The sequence below is a fragment of the Aeromonas sp. QDB39 genome, assembly GCF_027707585.1.
GTDB classification, from domain to species: Bacteria; Pseudomonadota; Gammaproteobacteria; order Enterobacterales; family Aeromonadaceae; genus Aeromonas; species Aeromonas hydrophila.
Genome location: NZ_JAPCIV010000022.1, coordinates 41578 through 61304, shown reverse-complemented (window position 1 = coordinate 61304; position 19727 = coordinate 41578). Strand labels below are relative to the sequence as shown.

Genomic DNA, 19727 nt, shown 5'->3' with positions numbered 1-19727 from the left:
GCAAAGGGGCGGCCAACATGGGGCGCTATTATGCCCAAGCTGCCCTCCTTGCGCCAAACCGGGATTGTCGATGGCAACCATAGAGAGGCCCGCAATGCCGGCCGCCGATGAGAGAAACGTCAACGAGTCAATCGACCGCGTCGCCCCCGACGCTTTGCTGCCCGCCATCGCGCAGTCCCTCAGGCTCCAGAGCTGATGCCAGAATGCCGCTCAGCCACTGGATGAACGCCTGCACCCGGGGGGCCAGCTGACGGCGATGGGCATAGAGGGCATGAATGGGCAGCGGCGGCGCCTGCCACTTTGGCAGGATGGCCACCAGCTCGCCGCTGGCCAGCAGTGGCTCCACCCCGACTCGCGGCAGCTGGATGATGCCAAGACCGGCCAGCGCCGCCGCCAGATAGGATTCGCTGTCGTTCACCGTGAGCGCCCCGCTCATCGCCAGCACGGCGCGCGAGCCATCCGCCTGCAGATACTCGAAACCACTCTCCTTGGGCCCGCTGCCACCGCCGTAGTGCACCAGCCGATGATCAGTCAGCTCGCTCAGGCTGCGCGGTGTCCCATGGCGGGCCAGGTAACCAGCACTGGCACAGTTGATCTGGCGGTAGTGGCCGAGGGGGCGCGCCACCAGGCTGGAGGGCTCGAGTGCCCCGACCCGGATCACGCAGTCAAAGCCCTCCCGCACCAGGTCGACCCGCCGGTCCGTGCTGCTCAGCAGCAGTTGCAGGTCGGGGTGGGCCGCAAGCCAGGCGGGCAGCGCCGGGATCACCAGATGGCGGGCCATCCGGCTCGGCATGTCCACCCGCAGCTGGCCGCTCAGCTGCCCCTGCTGGCGAAACAGCGCGTTGAACTCCTCCATGTCCGCCAGCAGATCCTGGCAGCGGGCGTAACAGAGCTTGCCATCCGGGGTCAGCTGCACCCGTCGGGTGGTGCGGTGCAGCAAGCGGGTGCCCATCTGCTCCTCCAGCCGCCGAATGGTCGCCGAAAGCGTCGCCTTGGGAACACCCAGCTGTTCGGCACTGCGGGTAAAGCTCTCCAGCTCCGCCACCCGCACAAACATCCTCATCGCATCCAGTTGATCCATGCCGCCATTGTCTCGCCAATTGGAACAGTGCATTCATTATCAACTTATTTATCCAATCAACAATGGACAATAGAGTGATCACACCGGCTCATCCCGAGCGCATTACCCACAGACAGGAGTTCCCACATGGCCCACCCCATCGCACTCATCACCGGCGCCAGCCGCGGCCTTGGCAAACAGGCGGCGCTGACCCTCGCCGCTCGCGGCGTCGACCTCATCATCACCTATCGCAGTCAGGCCGATGACGCGGCGGCCGTGGTGGCCGAGGCGACCGCACTCGGCGTCAAGGCCCACGCTCTGCCCCTCGATGTGGCCGACAGCAGCAGCTTTGCCAGCTTCGCCCACCAGGTGCGCGAGCTGCTGAGCGCATGGCAGCGCCAGCAGATCGATTTTCTGGTCAACAACGCCGGCATCGGCATTCACGCGACCCTAGAACAGACCACCGAACAGCAGTTCGATACCCTGTTCAACATTCACCTGAAGGGGGTGTTCTTTCTGACGCAACAGCTGCTGCCGTTGATCCACGATGGCGGGCGCATCCTCAACCTGTCGAGCGGGCTCACCCGCTTTGCGCTGCCCGGTTATGCCGCCTATGCGGCCATGAAGGGGGGTGTCGAAGTGCTGACCCGCTATCTGGCCAAGGAGCTGGGGCCGCGCGGCATCGCCGTCAACGTGGTGGCGCCGGGGGCCATCGAAACCGACTTTGGCGGGGGTGTGGTGCGGGACAATCAGGTCGTCAACGACTTCATCGCCAGTCAGACCGCCCTGGGACGGGTGGGCCAGCCGGAAGACATCGGCGGCGTGATTGCCGCCCTGCTCTCCCCTGACAGCCGCTGGATCAATGCCCAGCGCATCGAAGCCTCGGGCGGCATGTTCCTCTAGACCTGTCCCCGCAGAGGCTACGGCGCAGCCAGCAGGGGCAGCCCGTCAGTGACTTGAGCTGACGTCAGGCGCCTGTCCGCAGGCGGCACACAGCGCCTGCGGCAGATGGGCGGCCAGGGTCGCAACCACTTCCACATCGACCCGGCTCTGGCTGGCCAGTTGCTGCAAAAAGCTGAGCGCCTGCCCGGCGCTCAACCCCTCCCGGTAGGGTCGGTTCTGCACCATGGCCTGAAAGATATCGGCCACCCGCAGGATCTTCGCCTCCAGCGGCATCGCTTCGGCGGTCAGGTGGAAGGGGTAACCGCAGCCATTGGGCTCTTCATGGTGATAGGAAGCCCACAGGGCGATGGCCTCGAAGCCGTCGATATGGCGCAGGATCTGATAGGTCTCGAAACTGTGGGTATTGATGATGGCCCGCTCCCGTTCATCGAGTGACCCCGCCTTGTCGAGGATTTCGTCAGGCACCCGCAGCTTGCCGAGATCGTGCAGCAGCCCGGCAATCTCCAGCTGCTCGCAGTGCCCCTCTTCAATGCCCATCAGCTCGGCCAGCAGCCGGGCCAGTCTGGCCACGCCGAGGGAGTGGGCCACGGTGAAGGGACTCTTGGCATCGACGATGGCCGAGAAGATCCGCGCCAGCTGCTTGAGCTCGCCGTTGCTGGTGAGACAGGGTTCCCGCTCGCTCAGCATGTCGTGCATGTAGTCGCTGATGGCACGCCCCTCCAGTTGCAGCCAGAACGCCTCCGAGCGAGACGCCAAGAGGAAGGCTGCCACCAGCTCGGGATCGAAAAACTCGCCGGCACACGCCTCGATCCGTTGCCGGATCTCGTGGGTGTGCATCAACAGGGAGCCGTCGCCGTAATGAGGTGCCGCCAGGGCATCCACCCGGTCCACCAGAAAAATGAGATTGGCCTGGCGCATCACGCCCGCCGCCAGGCCAGGGGTTTGTAGCAACCGGTGCCAGTGGGTGTGGTGGTAACGGATGGGTTCCGCCAGCGGCGCCAGCGGCGGAAAGTCCTTGAGCAGGTCATGACCGACCTCGCAGTGGAACTGGGAGGACTCCCAGTCAAACTCGCTGACCAGATGACAATGAATAAAGGTGGAGGAGACGCCGATGTCGTGCAGCACCCCCAGTTCGAACAGACAGGCTCGCTCGCTGGCATTTGCTCCCAGCGCCTTGCCGCACTCGGCAGCCATGATGCCGACCCGCTTGCCGTGCGCCACATCACCGATGCCGACCAGATCCAGCGACGCCGACAAGGCGTATACCACCTGGCGCAGGTCTACCTGCTGGGAAATGTGCTCACCGCTGCGGGTGTATGGGGTGTTGCTGTTCATGATGCGTGTCCACATCTGCCAACGTGAAACATCCCGTGTCTGGGGCCGAGTAAACACATTGAATTTAAATCAGAATATGAACTCTGGTGGTAGCCTCACCCAGATACCCTCATCTAATTGATAAAAAGATGAGTTGGATCAATTTGGCAAGGCACGTGCCGGTTGTGTAATAGATGTGAAGAAAATGAGGCCTTGTGGTTACCTGAAACCATCATCAATAGTCATTCGGAAATGGTCTATGGTTAGAGCGAAATGGCCTCAACAGGCTGGATATCAATAAGTTGCCCATAAGGAACCAACCATGAAAGCGCTAACCTTACCCCTGTTTTACCTCTTGTCTTTACTCTTCTGCGGTCAGGCCTACAGTGCCGATGAAGTCATCCTCAGCGTCGCCGCCAAGGGTTGCTGCAACAACGCCGACAAGAAGGAGTACAGCCGTGCCCAGCTGCAAGCGTTGCCGCAAGCCAGCGTCACCACTACCACTCCCTGGACCAAGGGCTCCCATGTCTATCGCGGCGTCTTGCTCAAGACGGTGCTCGATACCCTCGGCGTCACTGCCGACAAGATAAAAGTGATGGCCCAGAACGACTACTTCGCGGTGATCCCGCGGCAAGATGTCGAGAAATACCCCGTGCTGCTGGCCATCGAGGAAGATGGCAAGGCTCTGACCCTGCGCAACAAGGGCCCAGTCTGGGTCATCTACCCCCTGTCGGACCACCCCGAGCTCAATATCGAGCAATATCACAGCCTGATGGTGTGGCAAGTGCTCAAGCTTGAAGGGATGTAACGATGATCAAGGGCAAGTTCCTCTCCCTTGCCTTTATCATGGTCTCCTTTCTGGGGGTGACCATCTGGTCACTCTTCAATTACGATCGCACCTTCAATGACATGGTCAAATACAACCAGCTCTCCGCCTGGTCTCTGGCCCAGCTGGAACTGGAGCTGCACGGTTTTGACGAGCAGCTGTCGCTGTATCGCAGCGGTCAGACCGATGCCGGGCAGTTGAACAAGGCCTATGACATCGCCTGGAACCGGCTGGACATCTTCTTGACCGGGCAGGAGACCGCTCTCATTCGCGAGCGTTTCAACGCCAGCGAGAGAGTCGGCGCCTTCTTTGAGGTGCTCAAGGAGTATGAGCAGGACGTGGTCAACCCCACCCCCGATTCAGCCCGGCTGGCCGAGATGGAAACTAGGCTAAGCAAGCTGCTGCCTTCCATCCGGGATCTGATGGTGATGAACTTCACCGGCCCCTCCGCCATCAAGCAGCGTCAGGAGCTGCAGCAGTCCAAGGAAGGGCACGTACTGGTGCTGGTCGCCCTGCTGGCCATCGGCCTGCTCATCCTGTTCGTGGTCTCCCGGGAGATGAAGCTGCAATACTTCCTGGCCTGGAACGACCCACTGACCCTGCTGCCCAACCGGGCCGCCTTCATGACCCGGCTGGAGCGGCTGGCCAAGGGCAAGCAGCCCGCCGACGCTACCCTGACCATCTGTCTGGTCGAATTGAACAACTTCAAGGAGGTCAACGACAGCCTGGGCTATGCCGCCGGGGATGAGCTGCTCACCATGGTGGCCAACCAGATCAGAGAGTATGCCCATGACCAGGCCTTCATCGCCCGCATGGGCGGCGATGAATTTGCCCTCTTCATCTATGGCGCCATGCCCATCGAGCACCGTGTACCCTATCTTGTCCGGCTGCTGGATGAGTTGAGGCCCACCGTCTTTCAGGCCGATCCGGCGCACCGGGTGCGCGTTAGCATGGGAATAAGCCAGCACCCCATCACCGCCCACAAGATCGAGGAGCTGATCCTGTTCGCCGACATTGCCCTCGCCAATGCCAAAAAGCTCAAGGAGAACCACCTGCAGGTGTTCAACCACCGGATGTTCGAACACTACAGCCGCAACCGGAAACTGGCCGCCGAACTGCGTGAACATCTGAATATCATCTCCAACAGCACCCTCTATCTGCACTATCAGCCGGTGATAAAACCGGGCAATGCCTACAACATGGGGGCCGAGGTGCTGATCCGCTGGCATCATCCCGAATACGGCTTCATCAACCCGCTGGATATCATCGCCATGGCGGAGGAGAACGGCCTCGGCGAGCTGCTCGGCAAATGGATCTTCAGCCGGGTCAACCACGACATGTCGCAGCTGCCGGCCAGCTTCGTGGACAAGCTGGAGCTGGCCATCAACCTCTCCAACTCCATGTTCACCCCGGCCCTGTTCCACCAGGTCAACGAGATGCTGCAACAGAGCCCGCTGCGCGCCGAACAGCTCATTCTGGAGCTGACCGAAACCATCGCACTCGACGATCTGCCGCTCAGCCAGCGCATCTTCAAGGAGCTCAAACACATCCACGTGCGCATCGCGCTGGATGATTTCGGCACCGGCTGGTCCTCCTTCTCCTATCTGATGTCTCTGAGCTTTGACAAGCTCAAGATTGACAAGTCCTTCGTCAGCAACATCGAGACCGACCCGCGGCAATTCATGTTCGTCGAGTCCATCACCAAGCTATCCCATCAGCTGGGGCTGGTAGTAGTGGCAGAAGGAGTCGAGAGCCTGCATGAACTGCAGCAGCTGGCCCATATCGGGGTGGACGAGATCCAGGGCTACTACTACTCCAAGCCGCTCTCCCCTGCCGAATTTTTCATCTATGCCATGACCCATCTGGCCCATAGCGCCGAGGAGAGCGTGGACGTCAGCTATCACTAAACGCACATCCCATTGCGGACCACCCTATCTTTCGCCTCACCGTCTCGTTCCCACCAAAAACAACAGGCCCCGCCGGTGGGCGGAGCCTGTCAAAGTATTGCTGATTTGCTTAGAGCGTTTTGCCGCCCGAGCTTATCACCGTCTGGTACCAGTAGAAGCTGTCCTTCTTGAGCCGGCGCAGGGAGCCGCCCTGCTCGTCACGCTCCACAAAGACGAAGCCGTAGCGCTTCTGGTAGCCGTTGAGCCAGCTCAGGATGTCGGTGAACGACCAGGCGCAATAGCCGAGCAGTTCCACCCCGTCCTGCAGCGCCTCTTGGCACGCCTTGACGTGGCTGCGCAAATAGTCGATGCGGTAGTCGTCGTGCACCCGATCTCCCGCTGCCAACTTGTCGAACTCGCCGAGGCCGTTCTCGGTGATCATCAGCGGCAGACCGTAGCGAGAGGAGAGCCGGCGCAGGGCGATGCGCATCCCGGTCGGGTCGATGGCCCAGTCCCAGTTGCTGGTCTCAAGGTGCGGGTTGGGGGCCGTCTTGTAGAGGCCGGGAATGCCGCTCGAGGGAGTGGTGCCCTTCTGCCCCGTGGTATTGATGCGCTGCAGGGTCTGGCCGCCGAGCGGGTTGTCGGTGAAGGTCAGGGTGTAGTAGTAGTTGACGCCGATGTAGTCGGGCGTCCCTTCCCGCAGCAGCTCGAGATCGCCGGGCAGGATATCCGGCGCCTCGCCGGTTTCCCGCAGGTAGGCAAGCGCCGCCTGCGGATAACGGCCAAAGCAGTAGGCATCCAGCCACCAGAGGTTGGTGAACTCCTCGGCGTTTTCAAACGCCAGCATGTCTTTGGGATCGCACGACGCCGGATAGGCGGGCGAGTAGGCAAAGCTTGGGCCGATCAGCCCCCCCGGCACGTGCTGGCGGAACGCCTTGATGACCCGGGCGTTGGCCAGAAACGCGATGTGGTTGGCGGCAAAGAAGCGCTTGCGGTCCTGCACTGCGGGCGGGTGAGTGCCGAGCTGATAGGCGTTGGTCAGGTTGTAGTTCTGCTCGTTGAGCGACACCCAGTATTTCACCTTGCCGGCAAAACGCTGATACAGGGTCACGCAGTAGCGCTCGAAATCCTCGATGATGCGTCGGTCTTCCCAGCCGCCGTATTCATCCTGCAGCGCCTGGGGCAAATCCCAGTGATAGAGGGTGAGCACCGGCTCTATCTGGTGAGCCAAGAGGGTATCGATCAGTTTCTCGTAGAAGGCCAGCCCCGCCTCGTTCACCTCGCCGCGGCCGGTGGGATAGATACGCGGCCAGCTCACCGAGAAGCGGTAGGCCTTGAGCCCCATTTCCGCCATCAGCGCCACGTCCTCCTCCATGCGGTGATAGTGATCCACCGCCACGTCGCCATTGCTGCCCTCGAAGGTCTTGCCCGGCAGCTTGGTGAACAGATCCCACACCGAGGGGCCCTTGCCATCGGCGTTCCAGGCCCCTTCCACCTGGTAGGCGGCGGAGGCGGCGCCCCATAGAAAATCGGCGGGGAAGTCGTTGAACTTGTGGTGATGCATCTGGGGTTGCTCCTTCTGCGGCGGTGGCACCTGCCACCTTTATCGCGCCGACTGGCGGCGCCCAATGGAATTGGCATAAGCATCGAACAGTTATAAAATTCCGTCCAATGACAAATAAAACCATTCAACATTCCAAGCAGGAATCATAGGGGCCGGGATGGAGTTACGGGATCTGAAAGCCTTCGTCACCCTGGGAGAAGTGCTGCACTTCGGTCAGGCAGCGGTACGCCAGCACGTCACCCAGTCGGCCCTGAGCAAGCAAATACGGCGGCTGGAAGAGGAGCTGGGCGGCGAGCTGTTCGAACGCAATGCCAGCAGTACCCGCCTCACCGTGCTGGGGCGGGCTCTTTACCAGGATGCCAGCGCGGTGGTGGCGGCCAGCGAGCAGCTCGGTCGCACCGCCCGTGACGTGCTGGCGGGCAACAGCGGCACCCTGCGCATCGGCTTCGGGGTTGCCACCAAGATCCTGGTGCCCGCCGCCATCGCCCGTTTTCGCACCGAACGCCCGCAGGTCACCATAGAGCTCAACGATCTCTCCACTCACCACCAACTGCTGGCCTTGAGCGAGGGCAAGCTGGACCTCGGTTTTTGCCGCCTGCCCGCCCCCAAGGGGTGGCACTGTCTGCCGGTGGTGCGAGCACACTTTGTCGCCGTGCTGCCGGCCAGCTACGCCGGCGTGCGCGAACTGGCGGATCTGGTGGACAAACCGCTGGCTATCTTGCGCCGGGACAAGGCCCCCTCGTTTTATGATCACCTGATGAACTATCTGGCCCAGAGCGGGCTGCGCTTTCGCGATATCCAGTACGTCAACGACTTCGCCGCCGGCGTCGCCACCGCCGCCGCCGACATCGCCTGGACCCTGGTGCCCTCCTCCACCACCATAGAGCACCCGGATGTGCTGACCCTGCCGCTGCATGATACCGAAGCGAGCTGGATCATCGGCCTGATCCGCCCGCCCCACAGCAAGGGCCCGCTCATCGACGCCTTCTGGCAGATTGTCGCCGACCTGAGTGAGCCAGCTCCCACGCTGCAAGCGGGGCCTTCTCCAGAGCAGCCATGAGCCTGCTCGGCGCCTCTGCCTTCCCCCCTCCTGGCAGGCGGCCGCTTGGTGATAGCGCTGACATCCCTTTGCCGATCAAGTGATTATGGTGAAGAAGGGGGTTGGATAGTGATAGCTTTTCGGCAGTTGGCTCCATTAGAATCAATCGTTTTACGATCACTCACCCTCATCGCGGATGCCACACTGCCATGCTGCTTCACCGGTTATTGAAAATTGATCTGCGTCGTCTGATCCTGGCGCTGGCCGTCGTCGGCGTCATGGCGACCCTGAGCAACAGTTTCTATGCCACCTACGAGGCGCAACGGGAGCTGTTGATCTCCAATACCCTGGATGCCAACCGCGTCTACGCCGCCAAGCTGGCCGACATGACCAATACCATGATCCAGTCCAGCCAGAGCCAGCTGGCCTACAGCGCCACCCTGCTCGCCCCTGCCATGGCCGATGACGATGTCCTGCTGGGTGAAGTCCGACGCTTGCAACAGCAGACCGCGACGTTCAACTCGGTGGCCGTGGTCAATGCCGACGCCGTGGTGGTGAGCGTCTACCCGGATACCCTCAAGATCAAGGGTGCCAAGCTCACCTCCGCCGGTTCCAGAGCCGCCATCACGACCCGGCTGCCGGTGATCACGGATCCGTTTATTTCCCTCTCCGGCAACTATCTCATCAGCCTCTCCAGCCCCATCTTCGACAAGGAGAAGAACTATCTCGGCTATGTGGCAGGCACCATCTATCTCCAGTCACCCAATCTGCTCTCCGGCATGCTGGGCCAGCACTACTACCAGGATGGATCCTCCCTCTATGTGGTCGATCGCAACAGAACCCGCATCTATCATCCGGACTCTGCCAGGGTCGGTGAAAAAATCCGTGACAACGGGGTGGTCGACCGGGTGTTGAACGGCGAAGAGGGGGCGCTCGAGCTGACCGATGAGACGGGCACCGAGATGCTGGCCGGCTTTGCCCCCATCCGGCAGACCCACTGGGGAGTGGTGGCGCAGCGTCCCCGCGCCGCCACCCTGACCGGGCTGGATCAGCAGATGGTGCGGGTGCTGCTCAAGATCATTCCCATCAACCTGCTGATCCTGCTGTTCATCTGGATTTCCGCCATCTTCATCTCCAGGCCGCTGTGGCAATTGGCCCACAAGGCCAAGCTGATGGATCAGCAAGAATCGCTCAAGAACCTCGCCAAGATCCGGGCCTGGTACTTCGAGGCGGCGCAGCTCAAGCAGGCCATGCTCAAGGGGCTGGGGCTGCTCAATACCCGGATCACCCAGTTGCACAATGACAGCCATACCGACGCCATGACCGGCCTGTTCAACCGCCGGGGCATGCAGCAGGTGCTCGACAGTTATCAGACACTGGATCAACCCCTCGCCGTGATTGCGCTGGATATCGACCATTTCAAGCAGATCAATGACGGTTTCGGCCATGATGTCGGGGATCAGGTGCTGGCCACCCTCGCCACCCTGATGCAGCAAGGTGCCAGACAGGCCGATACCGTGTGCCGCAGCGGCGGTGAAGAGTTTCTGATCTTGCTGCCCGGGCTGTCGCTTCCCCTCGCCTTCGAGATCGCCGAGCGGCTGCGCCAGCGGGTCGCCGCGCACCCCATGCCCGGCGCCGGCCACATCACCATCTCGCTCGGGGTCGCCCATTGGCCCGGCAGCGATGACGATCTCAACGTCGTCCTGAAGCAGGCCGACCAGGCACTTTATGAAGCCAAGCGACGGGGACGCAATCGTACCGTGCAGGCCGGTCGTGACCAGCAACGTGCCCCCGACAGCGCCCTGCCACCGTCCGAGGATGTCCCCGAGCGCGTGCAGCACGGCTAGACAACGTCAGCTGGGCAACCGGGTGTACAGACCCAGTACCATGGGCGTCAGCTGCGGCAAGCGGCTTGATGCGACAGGCGGTTCGCCGTCAGCCATGACCCGACTCGATGGCTCATTGCCCCGGTCAGACGTCGAGCCTGCGCTGGGTCAGCCACTCCACCATGGCCGGATCGCGGTGCGAGAAGAATGCGCTGACCGCCGTATCGAGCGCCGCTATCTGTACCATCTCCTCATGACTGAGTTCAAAGTCGAAGATAGCGAGATTCTCCTCCATCCGCACCTTGCGCACAGACTTGGCCAGCGCCGCTATGCCCCGCTGGTACAGCCAGCGCAGCACTACCTGCCCCACACTTTTCCCGTGTCTCGCCCCGATGGCGGTCAGCTGCGGGTGTTGGAACAGTCCGTTTCTGCCCTCTGCGAAAGGAGCCCACGCCTGCGACTGTATATGTCTGCTCTGCATCCAGGGCACGGCATGCAGCTGCTGATTGAAGGGGTTCACCTCTATCTGGTTGATGGCGGGCGCCACCTTGTTGAATGCCATGAGATCCGCCAGCCGGTCCGGGTGGAAGTTGCTGACGCCAATCGCCCGGACCTTGCCGGCTTGCTGCAACTCCGCCATCGCCCGCCAGGCGCCGTGGACATCCCCGTAGGGCTGGTGGATGAGATAAAGATCCACATAATCGAGCTGCAGGCGGTTCAAGGAACGCTCGAATTGCGCCTTGGCCCCCTCATAGCTGGCATCCTGCAACCAGAGTTTGGTGGTGATGAACAGCTCGCCGCGCTCGATGCCACTCCGCCTAATCCCGTTGCCGACCTGGGTTTCATTTTGATAGGAGGCGGCGGTATCGATCAGCCGGTAACCTGCATTGATGGCCTCGATGACGGCACGTTCGCACTCTGCCGCCGCCATCTGGAAGACCCCAAAGCCCAGCAGGGGCATCTCGATATCATTGTTCAGCTTTACTGCTTGCATCATCTGCTCCTTGTGTTGTTTGTCATTGGCATGACATGAACCGCCACCATGCCGGATCCTGTCAGCCTGGCTGCGGGTAACCGCATCTTGGTGACCTTCAAGATGGCAACGCCGCTCAATCCCGCCACCAGATTGTGAAACCGGCCCGCCCGATACTGAGCGGAATCCTGGTGTTCGGGCAGCCCCGATTGCACTACAGGCGAGATGATACCGGCCATCGCGGCTCCTGTGAGTCATAACAACAGAACGGCCCCGGCCAACCGGGGCGACGCGAACCAGCGTCTCGACACGCGGCAGTGGCCGGGCTCGCTTTCCAGCAGGGAGCCTCAGCGCCCCACCAGTTTTCCCAGGTGCGCCGGGTAGCGCCCCCCTTCCAGCTCGATGCCTGCCACGGCGGCGTCAATATCGGCCAGCTCGCGGCTGCCGAGCCTGATGGCAGCCGCCCCCAGGTTCTCTTCCAGCCGGTGCAGCTTGGTGGTGCCCGGAATGGGCACGATCCAGGACCGCTGGGCCAGCAACCAGGCAAGCGCAATCTGGGCTGGCGTCACCCCCTTGCTGGCGGCCAGATCCCCCAGCACCTCCACCAGGCGCAGGTTGGCCGCGCGGGCGCCTTCGGCAAAGCGCGGCACTATGCTGCGAAAATCGTTCGCCTCGAACCGGGTATCAGCCTTGATGGCTCCCGTCAGAAAGCCCTTGCCGAGCGGGCTGAACGGCACAAAACCTATCCCCAGCTCGTCAAGCAGCGGCAGGATCCCCTGCTCCGGCTCCCGCCACCAGAGGGAGTATTCGCTCTGCAGCGCCGCTACTGACTGCACCTTGTGGGCACGGCGGATGGAATCGACGCCGGCCTCGGACAGGCCGAAGTGACGCACCTTGCCCTCCTGAATAAGATCGCGCACCGTCCCTGCGACGTCTTCCATCGGCACATCGGGATCGACGCGGTGCTGGTAGAAGAGATCGATGACGTCGGTGTTGAGGCGGCGCAGCGATGCTTCCGCCACGGCGCGGATATTCTCCGGCCGACTGTCCAGCCCATCAGGCACCTTGCCATTTTTGAAGCCGAACTTGGTGGCGATCACCACCTTGTCGCGAAACGGGGCCAGCGCCTCTCCCAGCAACAACTCGTTGTCGCCCGGGCCATAGGCCTCGGCGGTATCGAAGAAGGTGACCCCGAGCTCAAAGGCACGCCGGATCAGGGCGATCGCCTCTGCCTTGTCGGTCGCGGGGCCATAGCCAAAGCTCAAGCCCATGCAACCCAGACCGATGGCGGACACCGTCAGCCCGCTGTTACCCAATTGACGTGTTTGCATGTTTGCTCCTGTTCTCACAATGCAGCCGGAACTGCCCTGATAACCATGGATGCTCAGCCTCTTGTCTCAACCCAACCGGTGGGAGACAAGCGTTAAAGGCTGGCACGTTGGATGGACGAACTATAGAGATGGGATAAACATCGAACTAGACGGTAAATAGCGGAATCAGTTACAACCAAATGATGTAAATCCATGAGCAAGACCATGATCAACGAATTGCGATCCATCACCACCTTCGTCCACACGGCCGAGCTGGGCAGTCTCAGCAAGGCGGCCGAGGCTCAGCAGATCTCCCCTCAGGCCGCCAGCAAGGCGCTCGGCCAGCTGGAAGCGTATCTGGGGGTGCGTCTGTTTCATCGCACCACCCGCAGCATGTCGCTGACCGAAGAGGGTCAGCGGTTTCTGGAGGCGTCGCAGCCTGCCCTGCTCGGCCTGCAACAGGCTCTGACGGCAGCGCGCCAGACCCGTGAGGAGTTCGCCGGTCCGCTGCGGATCGTGGGCCCGCGTTCCGTGGTGCAGACCATCATAGGGCCGGTGCTGGAGGAGTACTGCCGGCGCTATCCCGATGTGCAACCGGATATCCAGCTCGATGACAGGGTCGGCAACTGGGTGGAGGAGCGGGTCGATGTGGGGTTGCGCATCGGCATCTCTCCTCAGGAGGGGCTGATCGCGCGCCGCCTGTTCCCCATGCAGCTCATCATCTGCGCCGCCCCCGCTTATCTGCGCAAATATGGCGTGCCCCTCACCCTGCATGATCTCGGCCTGCACCGCTGCAGTGCCTTTCGCCACGCGGGCAACGGTCGCCTGGTGCCCTGGCATGTCAAGATAGGGGACGAACTGCAGGAACATCCGGTACGCCCGGCACTCTCCACCAACGACGAGATGGTGGAGCTGGGGGCCGTGCTGGCTGGCGACGTCATCGGCCAGCTGGCCGGGCCGACGGCAGCGGCGCATATCCGCGCCGGCCGCCTGGTGCCCCTGCTGCTCGAGCACATGACCCAGATGCACGGCCTGTTTCTCTACTATGGCAGTCGCGCCGCCCAGCCCGCCCGGGTACGCCACTTCATCGATCTAGCGATAGCCTGCCTCGCGGACAAGCGCGACTATGTGCTCGACATGGATGAACTGGCGCAGGCCCATCTGGCCGGCACGGGGTCACTGCAACCGACATAACGTCCCAGATAAGCGCTCGGGGTTGCTGATTGCTGGGTGCGTTCCGGGCTTGGGCGTTGGTGCACGGCAAGCACTTCTCTTTCGAAAAAGGGTCGTAGCGGGGTGAGAATAAAGAGGATGAAATGGCAATAGAGCCCACGGAAAGTGACTGAAGGGAAAATGCTCGCGTAAGGTGCCGGCCCTGAAGATCAAGGGGAAGTTTGCACCAGACTCCAGGCACCTTGCGGTCGTACCTGATAAGTTGCTGCAGAGGGTCGGAGATCCGAGATTAAGAGGCCTGACTCATCCACACAAAGTGGATTACCAAGCGATCTGAAGGGGGCTATTAGCTGTAACTTATTGAATTGCAGAAACAAGTGGTGGCCCTACCAGCCACATCCCGGCACTCGAGTCCCCCGCCTTGGCTGCTACCTTCCGGTCCTGACCAGGTCGACGGGTTATCAATGCGAGCCCAAATAAATCAGGCACTTGGGGATGGAACTGATTGCCATCACAGTGTTCTGAAACCTCAACAAGCGAGAATCCGCCGCAAGTACGGTCATCCACATCAAGTGGACATGCTTAAATGGGTAACAAACAGGGCAATCCTACCCGCTCTCCCCCGTACACTGCAAGCACCTCATTAAAGACCCCATCCGCTCCCGCAGCAGCTCAACAATCAACCCAATGTTGAGCAAAATGACATCTAATGATAACTTTGGGTCTCACTTAAACCCGAGGTGACATATGGCTACGAACACAGGCAAAGGCTATCGACAAGGTTCCGTCAACGACCGTACCCAGGTAAAAAATCCGGTGACTGGAAACTGGGTGAAACGGGACGCTGAAACTGGCCGCTTTATCGACCAGAAACAAGATGGAGAGCCCTTCAAAGGGGTAGCCAAAGAAACTGACAACCGCCGTAAGTGAGATCGCCGATGACCGACCAGTGTTCTTGTGGCCAGCCACTCAATCATTCTGTTGTGTTCCATCAAAACGGGCAGAAACTCAAAAGCTGCCCGAACTGTTCAGAACAGGCTGGCGTTCATGTGTTCTATCGAGCAGGAGAGTTTGGATTCAGGAGGATGGCTGGCGTAACCAGGATACAATCATGGTGCCGTGGTTGCCGAGCCAAACACCGCTACCGACTTGATGCCTTGCATACCTGCTAAAGAAAAGGAGCTCTGATATGAGCTCCTTGAAGTCTACTAGGCCAGAATCGCCACTGCTGGAAACAGCAGAAGCAAATGGAATAGCAACAGGATCGGGGTCGGATAACCCTGCACCTTCCCCAGCTCCTCTTTTACCCCCTCTGATAACGCATCGCTATTACGGTAGCAAGGCAGTACGAAGAGCATGGCAAAACCGAGGTAGACCATACCGGCACCTATCTGGCCCACAGCTTCGTACTGTGACATCGCGAAATCAATCAAGGGGTTCCCAGCCATGCCATCACGTTTAAAGCGGATAAACCATCCGAACATGATGCCTGCTGTTGTCATACCAACTGACGCTAGAGCAACAACTCGCAGCTTACTCTGAGCCATCCCTATCGCCCTCAGCCGCTTTTCGAGGCAGATGAAGCTGATCAGGGCCCAGTGGAATGACCAAAAGGCCGCGACCAACAGCATGATCGGCAAGCCTGGGAAGCGATTTGACCGAAAGCCCGCCAAACCCAACCCAAAATAGAACACGATGACTACCACTGCTGTTAACCATATCCCCCACAAGTGAGCCTTCAACATCCCCGAGAGGTAAGCGTTGTAACTGCATATGCCCCCCCGCTGGTAGGGATTATTGTTGACCTCACTCGAATCTAGCTCAGGGTCTCTACGCAGCGACCGCTTCAGCCACAGACGATAACGGATCCATTTGCTCGCCATCTGTGTCGAAAACGTCTCCCGCTGCTCGAAGAACCGGCCGGACTCTTGTTTCGTCTTCTCTTGTTCCATGTCGTTTTCCTTGTTGTCAAAACTATTCATTCTCCGACCACTCCCCACACACATTTTTGAACAGACATCTGCCCTCTTGCTGTTCTAGCTGGTTGGAGTCCGTGCCGCATCGGGTATATATGATTGGGAAGAATTGAAAGGAGCCCGGCGAGGGCTCCCTAAGGGCTACTTCTTGCAAGTACCCCAGGTGACGCCATCTGTGCCGCACTCAGTGGTGCTGGTGCCGTCGGTTTGGGTTACGATCTTGGTGTAATCACCACCCTTCGTATAGCGGATCTCAGTTTTCACACCGTTAGCATCGGTAGAGGTTTGACGCTTCATCCAGTTAATAGCATCAGGTTCCGGGGTATCATCCTCGAAACCATATGGTAGTTGCTCTAGAGCAGCTACCATATCTGCCTTATTGAAAGTACTCAGAGTATCCCCTATAGCCACCCAGTCGTTCAGGAATGGGAAGCTGCCAGCCTGACGATCATAGAAGAAGGTTGCATTAGAACCTACGCCATCAACTGTAGAACCCACTGATGCACTACGGTGAGTGATAGCCTCATTGAGATTATCAATGACGCACTCTTCGAAGGTGTCGGCTTGGAAGTCTGCCGTATTAACAATTTCATACGCCTTACTGCCCGCTACGTGCTCAATTTTCTCCTCGACACTGCAGCGGTATGGTGAATCATCTCCTTGGCGAGACTCGAAGGTGTACCAGTTGACATAGCTGTAGTCTGCTGTCTTACTGATGAACCGCTCGCTATAAGATATTTTGCGGACTACCTGAGTGAAGTCGGAGGATACCTTATCCAACGTCGATACTACATGATCATCCCAGAAGACCTCCTGCTCACGATACCAAGCATCGGGGTACGCATAATCAGCATCCCGATAGTCACCGATATGGTAATCGACATACGCATAGCTCGCAGTCGGGTTGGCCTTCTTAAGCTCGTCAGTCTCCTTGAAGGAAGCTTGCAGGCCGCGAACGATTTCCTTTGCCATGGTGGCGGTTTCAGAATCACCTGAAGCTATATAGTCGTCATACAACTTCTGCTCAGAGATGTTGTAGTGACGAACCATGCGATCGGTAGCTGCATCGAGCTCGCGTGCGATCTTCTCGCGTGTCTGCCGGTTAGCCATGACGGACTGACAAGTCAGAGTACCGCCTTTGGCCAGCTGCTTCTCCACCTCACTCCACAGCACTGTAGTCAGCGGAGTGATGTGCTTAAGGTCATCGTCAGTGATCGGGGTGAACTTCGGCGGTAGAACCATCTGGTAAGCCTGCTCGACCACACCAGTATCCAGATCGACGGCACCAACCGGTACATCAACTACGAGCGGCACATACTCGGCACACTCTTTTTGCTCCTCATTGAGCTCCAGGTAGTAGTCCCCCCTGTCGGTGGTCACCACACTGGGTTCCCCGGCATCCATCTGCTTGTTGAAGTTCAGGTCCAGGTACACTGTGGCGCCCTCGATGTAACCATCAATGGCCTTGCCCTGAATAGCCGTCTTGGCGACGGGTTGGGTATCAGAACCACCATCGCCTCCACCGCCGCCACAAGCCACCAGAGCCAGACTTACCCCTACACTAATTAACGAACGAACTGTCATCAGTTTCTCCTTGTTCTCTATTGATTCAACGCGACTCGCTAGCCCACACAAAAGCGGGATACTAAAGAGTCTGTGAGTCGATTTATGTGATTGATACCGATTTCATGAACATTTTTTATTTCTACAATCATGATTTCATTGGATTTATACCCCCTCCACGCAAGATCCGTTGTACGCTGGACAGGCTGATCCCTGTCCGCCTTGCAATTTCGGCCTTGGCGAGTCCTCTTGCTGCCAGCGCCAGCACCTCTTCCCCCTTTGCCATGGCTGTCGGCTTGCGGCCCTTGTAGACCCCACGCCTCCTAGCCAGCTCAATCCCTTCTGCCTGTCGCTCCAGCATCAGCTCCCGCTCAAACGTGGCGATGGCCCCGATCATGGTCAGCATCAGCTTACCGGTAGGTGTCGAGGTATCGATACCCAGATTCAAAATCCGCAGGGCGACCCGCTTAGCGTGCAGGTACTCCGAGATCTCCAACAGGTGGCGGGTGTTGCGAGCCAAGCGATCCAGCTTGGTCACCATCACCACGTCTCCCTCACGCACAAAATCCAGCAGCAACGAGAGTTGGGGACGATCGTCCTTGGCCCCGCTCACCTTCTCTTGGAATATCTTGCTGCACTCAGTCAAGGCCTGAAGCTGGGCATCCAGGCTCTGCCCCACAGTGCTGACACGTGCATAGCCCACCAGTGCCATGGTCTCCTCCTGGTCAATAGGGCAAGGTACACTGACGCGACCGGTCAGAAGGTCGAAAGGAACCCATATGACCGGCAAAAAGTGGCACTTTCGCTCGCGTCACACGGGCTTGGTCTATTGACCTGAGCCAGTGATACAAATGAAAACGGGCCGCTCCGTGATGGAGGGCCCGCAGGGGTAGTCAACCAGATGCTCTGGCTGCTCTATCTATTGGTCATGCAGGGTGCCGACCAGGGGATCTCAATGACGCGTCGACCCGCCAGGCATCCGTAATACCTTGGCCAGCTCCTCAGCGTGAGCCTTGTCACGGGCGATTAGGCGGATCATCAGGGTTCCCCCTGCAATGGCAACCAGAGTCACCGAGGTCAGGATCATTTTGTTCATGGGTAGTCCTCTTCGTTCATGTTGTAGAAGTGTGGCGGCATGTAGCGGGCCATCATCGCGTTGACGATGACCGACGCAAATGCCGTCAGGGCTGCCTTCAAGGCGTCCAGCAGCAAGGTTTTCATGAAGTCATTCATGGCGATTACTCAGGGGTTATCTTCAGGCGGTAGACCTCCATCCGGTGATAGTCGAGAAAGTTCCTCTCCCAGAGCCGGTAGAGGTCCATGGTGGTGGCCAGTGGCCGCTCTCCACTCCAGAGCTGTGATGCCAGCCCGGCGTTGAAGTCAAAATCGAGATCCTTGACCAGCTCGCCACCGAGGTAAGTGAACTCAGTAACGTAGGCCATCCCCCAGCTGCCAGCCCGTTTCTCCAGACGGATTTCGACCGGACGGTAACCACCGGTGTCGGCGGAATAATCGTGACTGCGGAAGTTGAGGGTCAGGGCGGTGGCGTCGGGGTAGCTGCCGATGATCTTGGTGAACAAAGCCTGTAGCGGTTTGGATGGGGTCATAGCAACCCCCTATCGGCAAACGAGACGATGTCGTGCTGTCCCACCACAAAGTGGTCGAGCACTCGCACGTCTACCATCTCAAGCAGATCCTTGAGACGAACAGTGACAGCCTTGTCGGCGTCCGAGGGGTCGACCATACCGGAGGGATGGTTGTGGGCCAGAATGACCGCAGCGGCGTTTCTGTTAAGGGCCGCCTTGACCACCTCACGGGGGTGAACGGTGCCTGCATTGATGGTGCCGAAGAACAGCTCCTGGTAATCGAGCAGTCGGTGTTGATTGTCGAGCAGCATGACGGCGAACACTTCCCGCTCGTACTCCCCCATCTTGAGCCGAAGGAAGTCTGCTGCCGCTTTGGGTTGAGTGAAGGCATTGCCAAGATGCCGCTGTCGGCTCTCCAGAATGGCCAATGCCTGATTGATGATGTGATCGCCCTGTCCGGGTTGATCATCATAGTGTTGTGACATAACAGTAACCTCGCGTCGTTTGGGTACACGAGTTACTTATGCCAGGGGGCTTGGTTGTTATTGAATCCGAACGGAACTGGTATAAGGGGTGCAGGGGCCCACATTCACCTATGAGCCCTCTTAGAAATTTTTAGACGGATTTCACGGTTTTCCCTTTTATGACGCGATATGTTTCCACTCGTGGTCAAAAAAGAGGAATTAAAACTCACTTGAGACCATTTTTTAGCAATATCGTCTCGTTTT

General features: G+C 59.4%; 20 protein-coding genes and 1 other RNA gene. 7 read left to right on the top strand and 14 right to left on the bottom strand.

The window, feature by feature from the left end; translation table 11 throughout:
- Nucleotides 1–127: 127 nt before the first annotated feature.
- Nucleotides 128–1081, bottom strand: coding sequence for a LysR family transcriptional regulator (locus tag PG899_RS14250; RefSeq protein ID WP_077095515.1), 954 nt, complete (start codon nucleotides 1079–1081; stop codon nucleotides 128–130).
- A 126-nt stretch (nucleotides 1082–1207) separates the two neighbouring features.
- Between PG899_RS14250 and PG899_RS14245 the strand changes: the two genes are divergently transcribed.
- Nucleotides 1208–1963: an SDR family NAD(P)-dependent oxidoreductase gene (locus PG899_RS14245; protein ID WP_077095516.1), complete on the top strand. Its 756-nt coding sequence runs from the start codon at nucleotides 1208–1210 to the stop codon at nucleotides 1961–1963.
- A gap of 45 nt (nucleotides 1964–2008) precedes the next feature.
- Here the strand turns inward: PG899_RS14245 and PG899_RS14240 are convergent, their stop codons facing one another.
- Complete coding sequence (locus tag PG899_RS14240) at nucleotides 2009–3298, bottom strand: HD-GYP domain-containing protein (protein WP_179101328.1); 1290 nt, start codon at nucleotides 3296–3298, stop codon at nucleotides 2009–2011.
- Between the two features lie 301 nt (nucleotides 3299–3599).
- On the opposite strand from PG899_RS14240, the gene PG899_RS14235 reads away from it, so the two are divergent.
- Entirely contained in the window at nucleotides 3600–4085 is a 486-nt protein-coding gene (locus PG899_RS14235) for a molybdopterin-dependent oxidoreductase (protein ID WP_077095518.1), read from the top strand.
- Between the two features lie 2 nt (nucleotides 4086–4087).
- The gene (locus PG899_RS14230; protein WP_179101329.1) at nucleotides 4088–6010 is read left to right on the top strand and encodes a putative bifunctional diguanylate cyclase/phosphodiesterase; all 1923 of its coding nucleotides are present in this window, start codon (nucleotides 4088–4090) and stop codon (nucleotides 6008–6010) included.
- 109 nt (nucleotides 6011–6119) lie between these two features.
- On the opposite strand, the gene PG899_RS14225 is transcribed toward PG899_RS14230, so the two are convergent.
- Nucleotides 6120–7553: a glycoside hydrolase family 1 protein gene (locus PG899_RS14225; protein WP_043161748.1), complete on the bottom strand. Its 1434-nt coding sequence runs from the start codon at nucleotides 7551–7553 to the stop codon at nucleotides 6120–6122.
- 157 nt (nucleotides 7554–7710) lie between these two features.
- Between PG899_RS14225 and PG899_RS14220 the strand changes: the two genes are divergently transcribed.
- Entirely contained in the window at nucleotides 7711–8613 is a 903-nt protein-coding gene (locus PG899_RS14220; protein WP_077095519.1) for a LysR family transcriptional regulator, read from the top strand.
- 188 nt (nucleotides 8614–8801) lie between these two features.
- The gene (locus PG899_RS14215) at nucleotides 8802–10439 is read left to right on the top strand and encodes a GGDEF domain-containing protein (RefSeq protein WP_077095520.1); all 1638 of its coding nucleotides are present in this window, start codon (nucleotides 8802–8804) and stop codon (nucleotides 10437–10439) included.
- 124 nt (nucleotides 10440–10563) lie between these two features.
- Here PG899_RS14215 and PG899_RS14210 read toward each other — a convergent pair whose 3' ends face one another.
- The 3 genes from PG899_RS14210 to PG899_RS14200 form a co-directional block, all read right to left on the bottom strand.
- Nucleotides 10564–11412 carry an aldo/keto reductase gene (locus PG899_RS14210; RefSeq protein ID WP_077095521.1) on the bottom strand — a complete coding sequence of 283 codons (849 nt, stop codon included), beginning with the start codon at nucleotides 11410–11412 and terminating at the stop codon, nucleotides 10564–10566.
- Nucleotides 11412–11630 (bottom strand): hypothetical protein, encoded by a 219-nt coding sequence (locus tag PG899_RS14205; protein WP_077095522.1) that lies wholly within the window; start codon nucleotides 11628–11630, stop codon nucleotides 11412–11414. The genes PG899_RS14210 and PG899_RS14205 overlap by 1 nt, the downstream gene beginning before the upstream one ends.
- A gap of 108 nt (nucleotides 11631–11738) precedes the next feature.
- Nucleotides 11739–12722, bottom strand: coding sequence for an aldo/keto reductase (locus PG899_RS14200; RefSeq protein ID WP_041218643.1), 984 nt, complete (start codon nucleotides 12720–12722; stop codon nucleotides 11739–11741).
- Between the two features lie 192 nt (nucleotides 12723–12914).
- Between PG899_RS14200 and PG899_RS14195 the strand changes: the two genes are divergently transcribed.
- Entirely contained in the window at nucleotides 12915–13895 is a 981-nt protein-coding gene (locus tag PG899_RS14195) for a LysR family transcriptional regulator (RefSeq protein WP_081398581.1), read from the top strand.
- A 363-nt stretch (nucleotides 13896–14258) separates the two neighbouring features.
- Here PG899_RS14195 and ffs read toward each other — a convergent pair.
- An RNA gene (ffs, locus tag PG899_RS14190) (signal recognition particle sRNA small type) lies at nucleotides 14259–14352 on the bottom strand.
- Nucleotides 14353–14621: 269 nt separating this feature from the next.
- On the opposite strand from ffs, the gene PG899_RS14185 reads away from it, so the two are divergent.
- On the top strand, nucleotides 14622–14804 hold the full coding sequence (locus PG899_RS14185; protein WP_082030157.1) for a hypothetical protein: 183 nt from the start codon (nucleotides 14622–14624) through the stop codon (nucleotides 14802–14804).
- Between the two features lie 278 nt (nucleotides 14805–15082).
- Here PG899_RS14185 and PG899_RS14180 read toward each other — a convergent pair whose 3' ends face one another.
- The 7 genes from PG899_RS14180 to radC all read right to left on the bottom strand — a co-directional run bounded on the left by PG899_RS14180 (nucleotide 15083) and on the right by radC (nucleotide 19484).
- Nucleotides 15083–15856: a hypothetical protein gene (locus PG899_RS14180; protein ID WP_270697454.1), complete on the bottom strand. Its 774-nt coding sequence runs from the start codon at nucleotides 15854–15856 to the stop codon at nucleotides 15083–15085.
- Between the two features lie 135 nt (nucleotides 15857–15991).
- Entirely contained in the window at nucleotides 15992–17434 is a 1443-nt protein-coding gene (locus tag PG899_RS14175) for a hypothetical protein (protein WP_270697453.1), read from the bottom strand.
- 127 nt (nucleotides 17435–17561) lie between these two features.
- Nucleotides 17562–18125 (bottom strand): recombinase family protein, encoded by a 564-nt coding sequence (locus tag PG899_RS14170; protein ID WP_270697452.1) that lies wholly within the window; start codon nucleotides 18123–18125, stop codon nucleotides 17562–17564.
- Between the two features lie 240 nt (nucleotides 18126–18365).
- Nucleotides 18366–18509, bottom strand: coding sequence for a hypothetical protein (locus PG899_RS14165; RefSeq protein WP_167332170.1), 144 nt, complete (start codon nucleotides 18507–18509; stop codon nucleotides 18366–18368).
- Nucleotides 18506–18634 carry a hypothetical protein gene (locus PG899_RS14160; RefSeq protein WP_254902196.1) on the bottom strand — a complete coding sequence of 43 codons (129 nt, stop codon included), beginning with the start codon at nucleotides 18632–18634 and terminating at the stop codon, nucleotides 18506–18508. Before PG899_RS14160 ends, PG899_RS14165 begins: the two co-directional genes overlap by 4 nt.
- A gap of 17 nt (nucleotides 18635–18651) precedes the next feature.
- Entirely contained in the window at nucleotides 18652–19020 is a 369-nt protein-coding gene (locus tag PG899_RS14155) for a DUF2787 family protein (RefSeq protein ID WP_043852068.1), read from the bottom strand.
- A complete protein-coding gene (gene radC / locus PG899_RS14150) occupies nucleotides 19017–19484 on the bottom strand; it encodes a RadC family protein (RefSeq protein WP_157160914.1) in 468 nt (155 codons plus the stop codon). Before radC ends, PG899_RS14155 begins: the two co-directional genes overlap by 4 nt.
- Nucleotides 19485–19727: the final 243 nt, after the last annotated feature.

Excerpts from the sequence above, each read along its gene's own strand:
- PG899_RS14250 (WP_077095515.1), bottom strand. The coding sequence starts at position 1,081 with ATGGATCAACTGGATGCGATGAGGATGTTTGTGCGGGTGGCGGAGCTG.
- PG899_RS14245 (WP_077095516.1), top strand. The coding sequence starts at position 1,208 with ATGGCCCACCCCATCGCACTCATCACCGGCGCCAGCCGCGGCCTTGGC.
- PG899_RS14240 (WP_179101328.1), bottom strand. The coding sequence starts at position 3,298 with ATGAACAGCAACACCCCATACACCCGCAGCGGTGAGCACATTTCCCAG.
- PG899_RS14235 (WP_077095518.1), top strand. The coding sequence starts at position 3,600 with ATGAAAGCGCTAACCTTACCCCTGTTTTACCTCTTGTCTTTACTCTTC.
- PG899_RS14230 (WP_179101329.1), top strand. The coding sequence starts at position 4,088 with ATGATCAAGGGCAAGTTCCTCTCCCTTGCCTTTATCATGGTCTCCTTT.
- PG899_RS14225 (WP_043161748.1), bottom strand. The coding sequence starts at position 7,553 with ATGCATCACCACAAGTTCAACGACTTCCCCGCCGATTTTCTATGGGGC.
- PG899_RS14220 (WP_077095519.1), top strand. The coding sequence starts at position 7,711 with ATGGAGTTACGGGATCTGAAAGCCTTCGTCACCCTGGGAGAAGTGCTG.
- PG899_RS14215 (WP_077095520.1), top strand. The coding sequence starts at position 8,802 with ATGCTGCTTCACCGGTTATTGAAAATTGATCTGCGTCGTCTGATCCTG.
- PG899_RS14210 (WP_077095521.1), bottom strand. The coding sequence starts at position 11,412 with ATGCAAGCAGTAAAGCTGAACAATGATATCGAGATGCCCCTGCTGGGC.
- PG899_RS14205 (WP_077095522.1), bottom strand. The coding sequence starts at position 11,630 with ATGGCCGGTATCATCTCGCCTGTAGTGCAATCGGGGCTGCCCGAACAC.
- PG899_RS14200 (WP_041218643.1), bottom strand. The coding sequence starts at position 12,722 with ATGCAAACACGTCAATTGGGTAACAGCGGGCTGACGGTGTCCGCCATC.
- PG899_RS14195 (WP_081398581.1), top strand. The coding sequence starts at position 12,915 with ATGAGCAAGACCATGATCAACGAATTGCGATCCATCACCACCTTCGTC.
- PG899_RS14185 (WP_082030157.1), top strand. The coding sequence starts at position 14,622 with ATGGCTACGAACACAGGCAAAGGCTATCGACAAGGTTCCGTCAACGAC.
- PG899_RS14180 (WP_270697454.1), bottom strand. The coding sequence starts at position 15,856 with ATGAATAGTTTTGACAACAAGGAAAACGACATGGAACAAGAGAAGACG.
- PG899_RS14175 (WP_270697453.1), bottom strand. The coding sequence starts at position 17,434 with ATGACAGTTCGTTCGTTAATTAGTGTAGGGGTAAGTCTGGCTCTGGTG.
- PG899_RS14170 (WP_270697452.1), bottom strand. The coding sequence starts at position 18,125 with ATGGCACTGGTGGGCTATGCACGTGTCAGCACTGTGGGGCAGAGCCTG.
- PG899_RS14165 (WP_167332170.1), bottom strand. The coding sequence starts at position 18,509 with ATGAACAAAATGATCCTGACCTCGGTGACTCTGGTTGCCATTGCAGGG.
- PG899_RS14160 (WP_254902196.1), bottom strand. The coding sequence starts at position 18,634 with ATGAAAACCTTGCTGCTGGACGCCTTGAAGGCAGCCCTGACGGCATTT.
- PG899_RS14155 (WP_043852068.1), bottom strand. The coding sequence starts at position 19,020 with ATGACCCCATCCAAACCGCTACAGGCTTTGTTCACCAAGATCATCGGC.
- radC (WP_157160914.1), bottom strand. The coding sequence starts at position 19,484 with ATGTCACAACACTATGATGATCAACCCGGACAGGGCGATCACATCATC.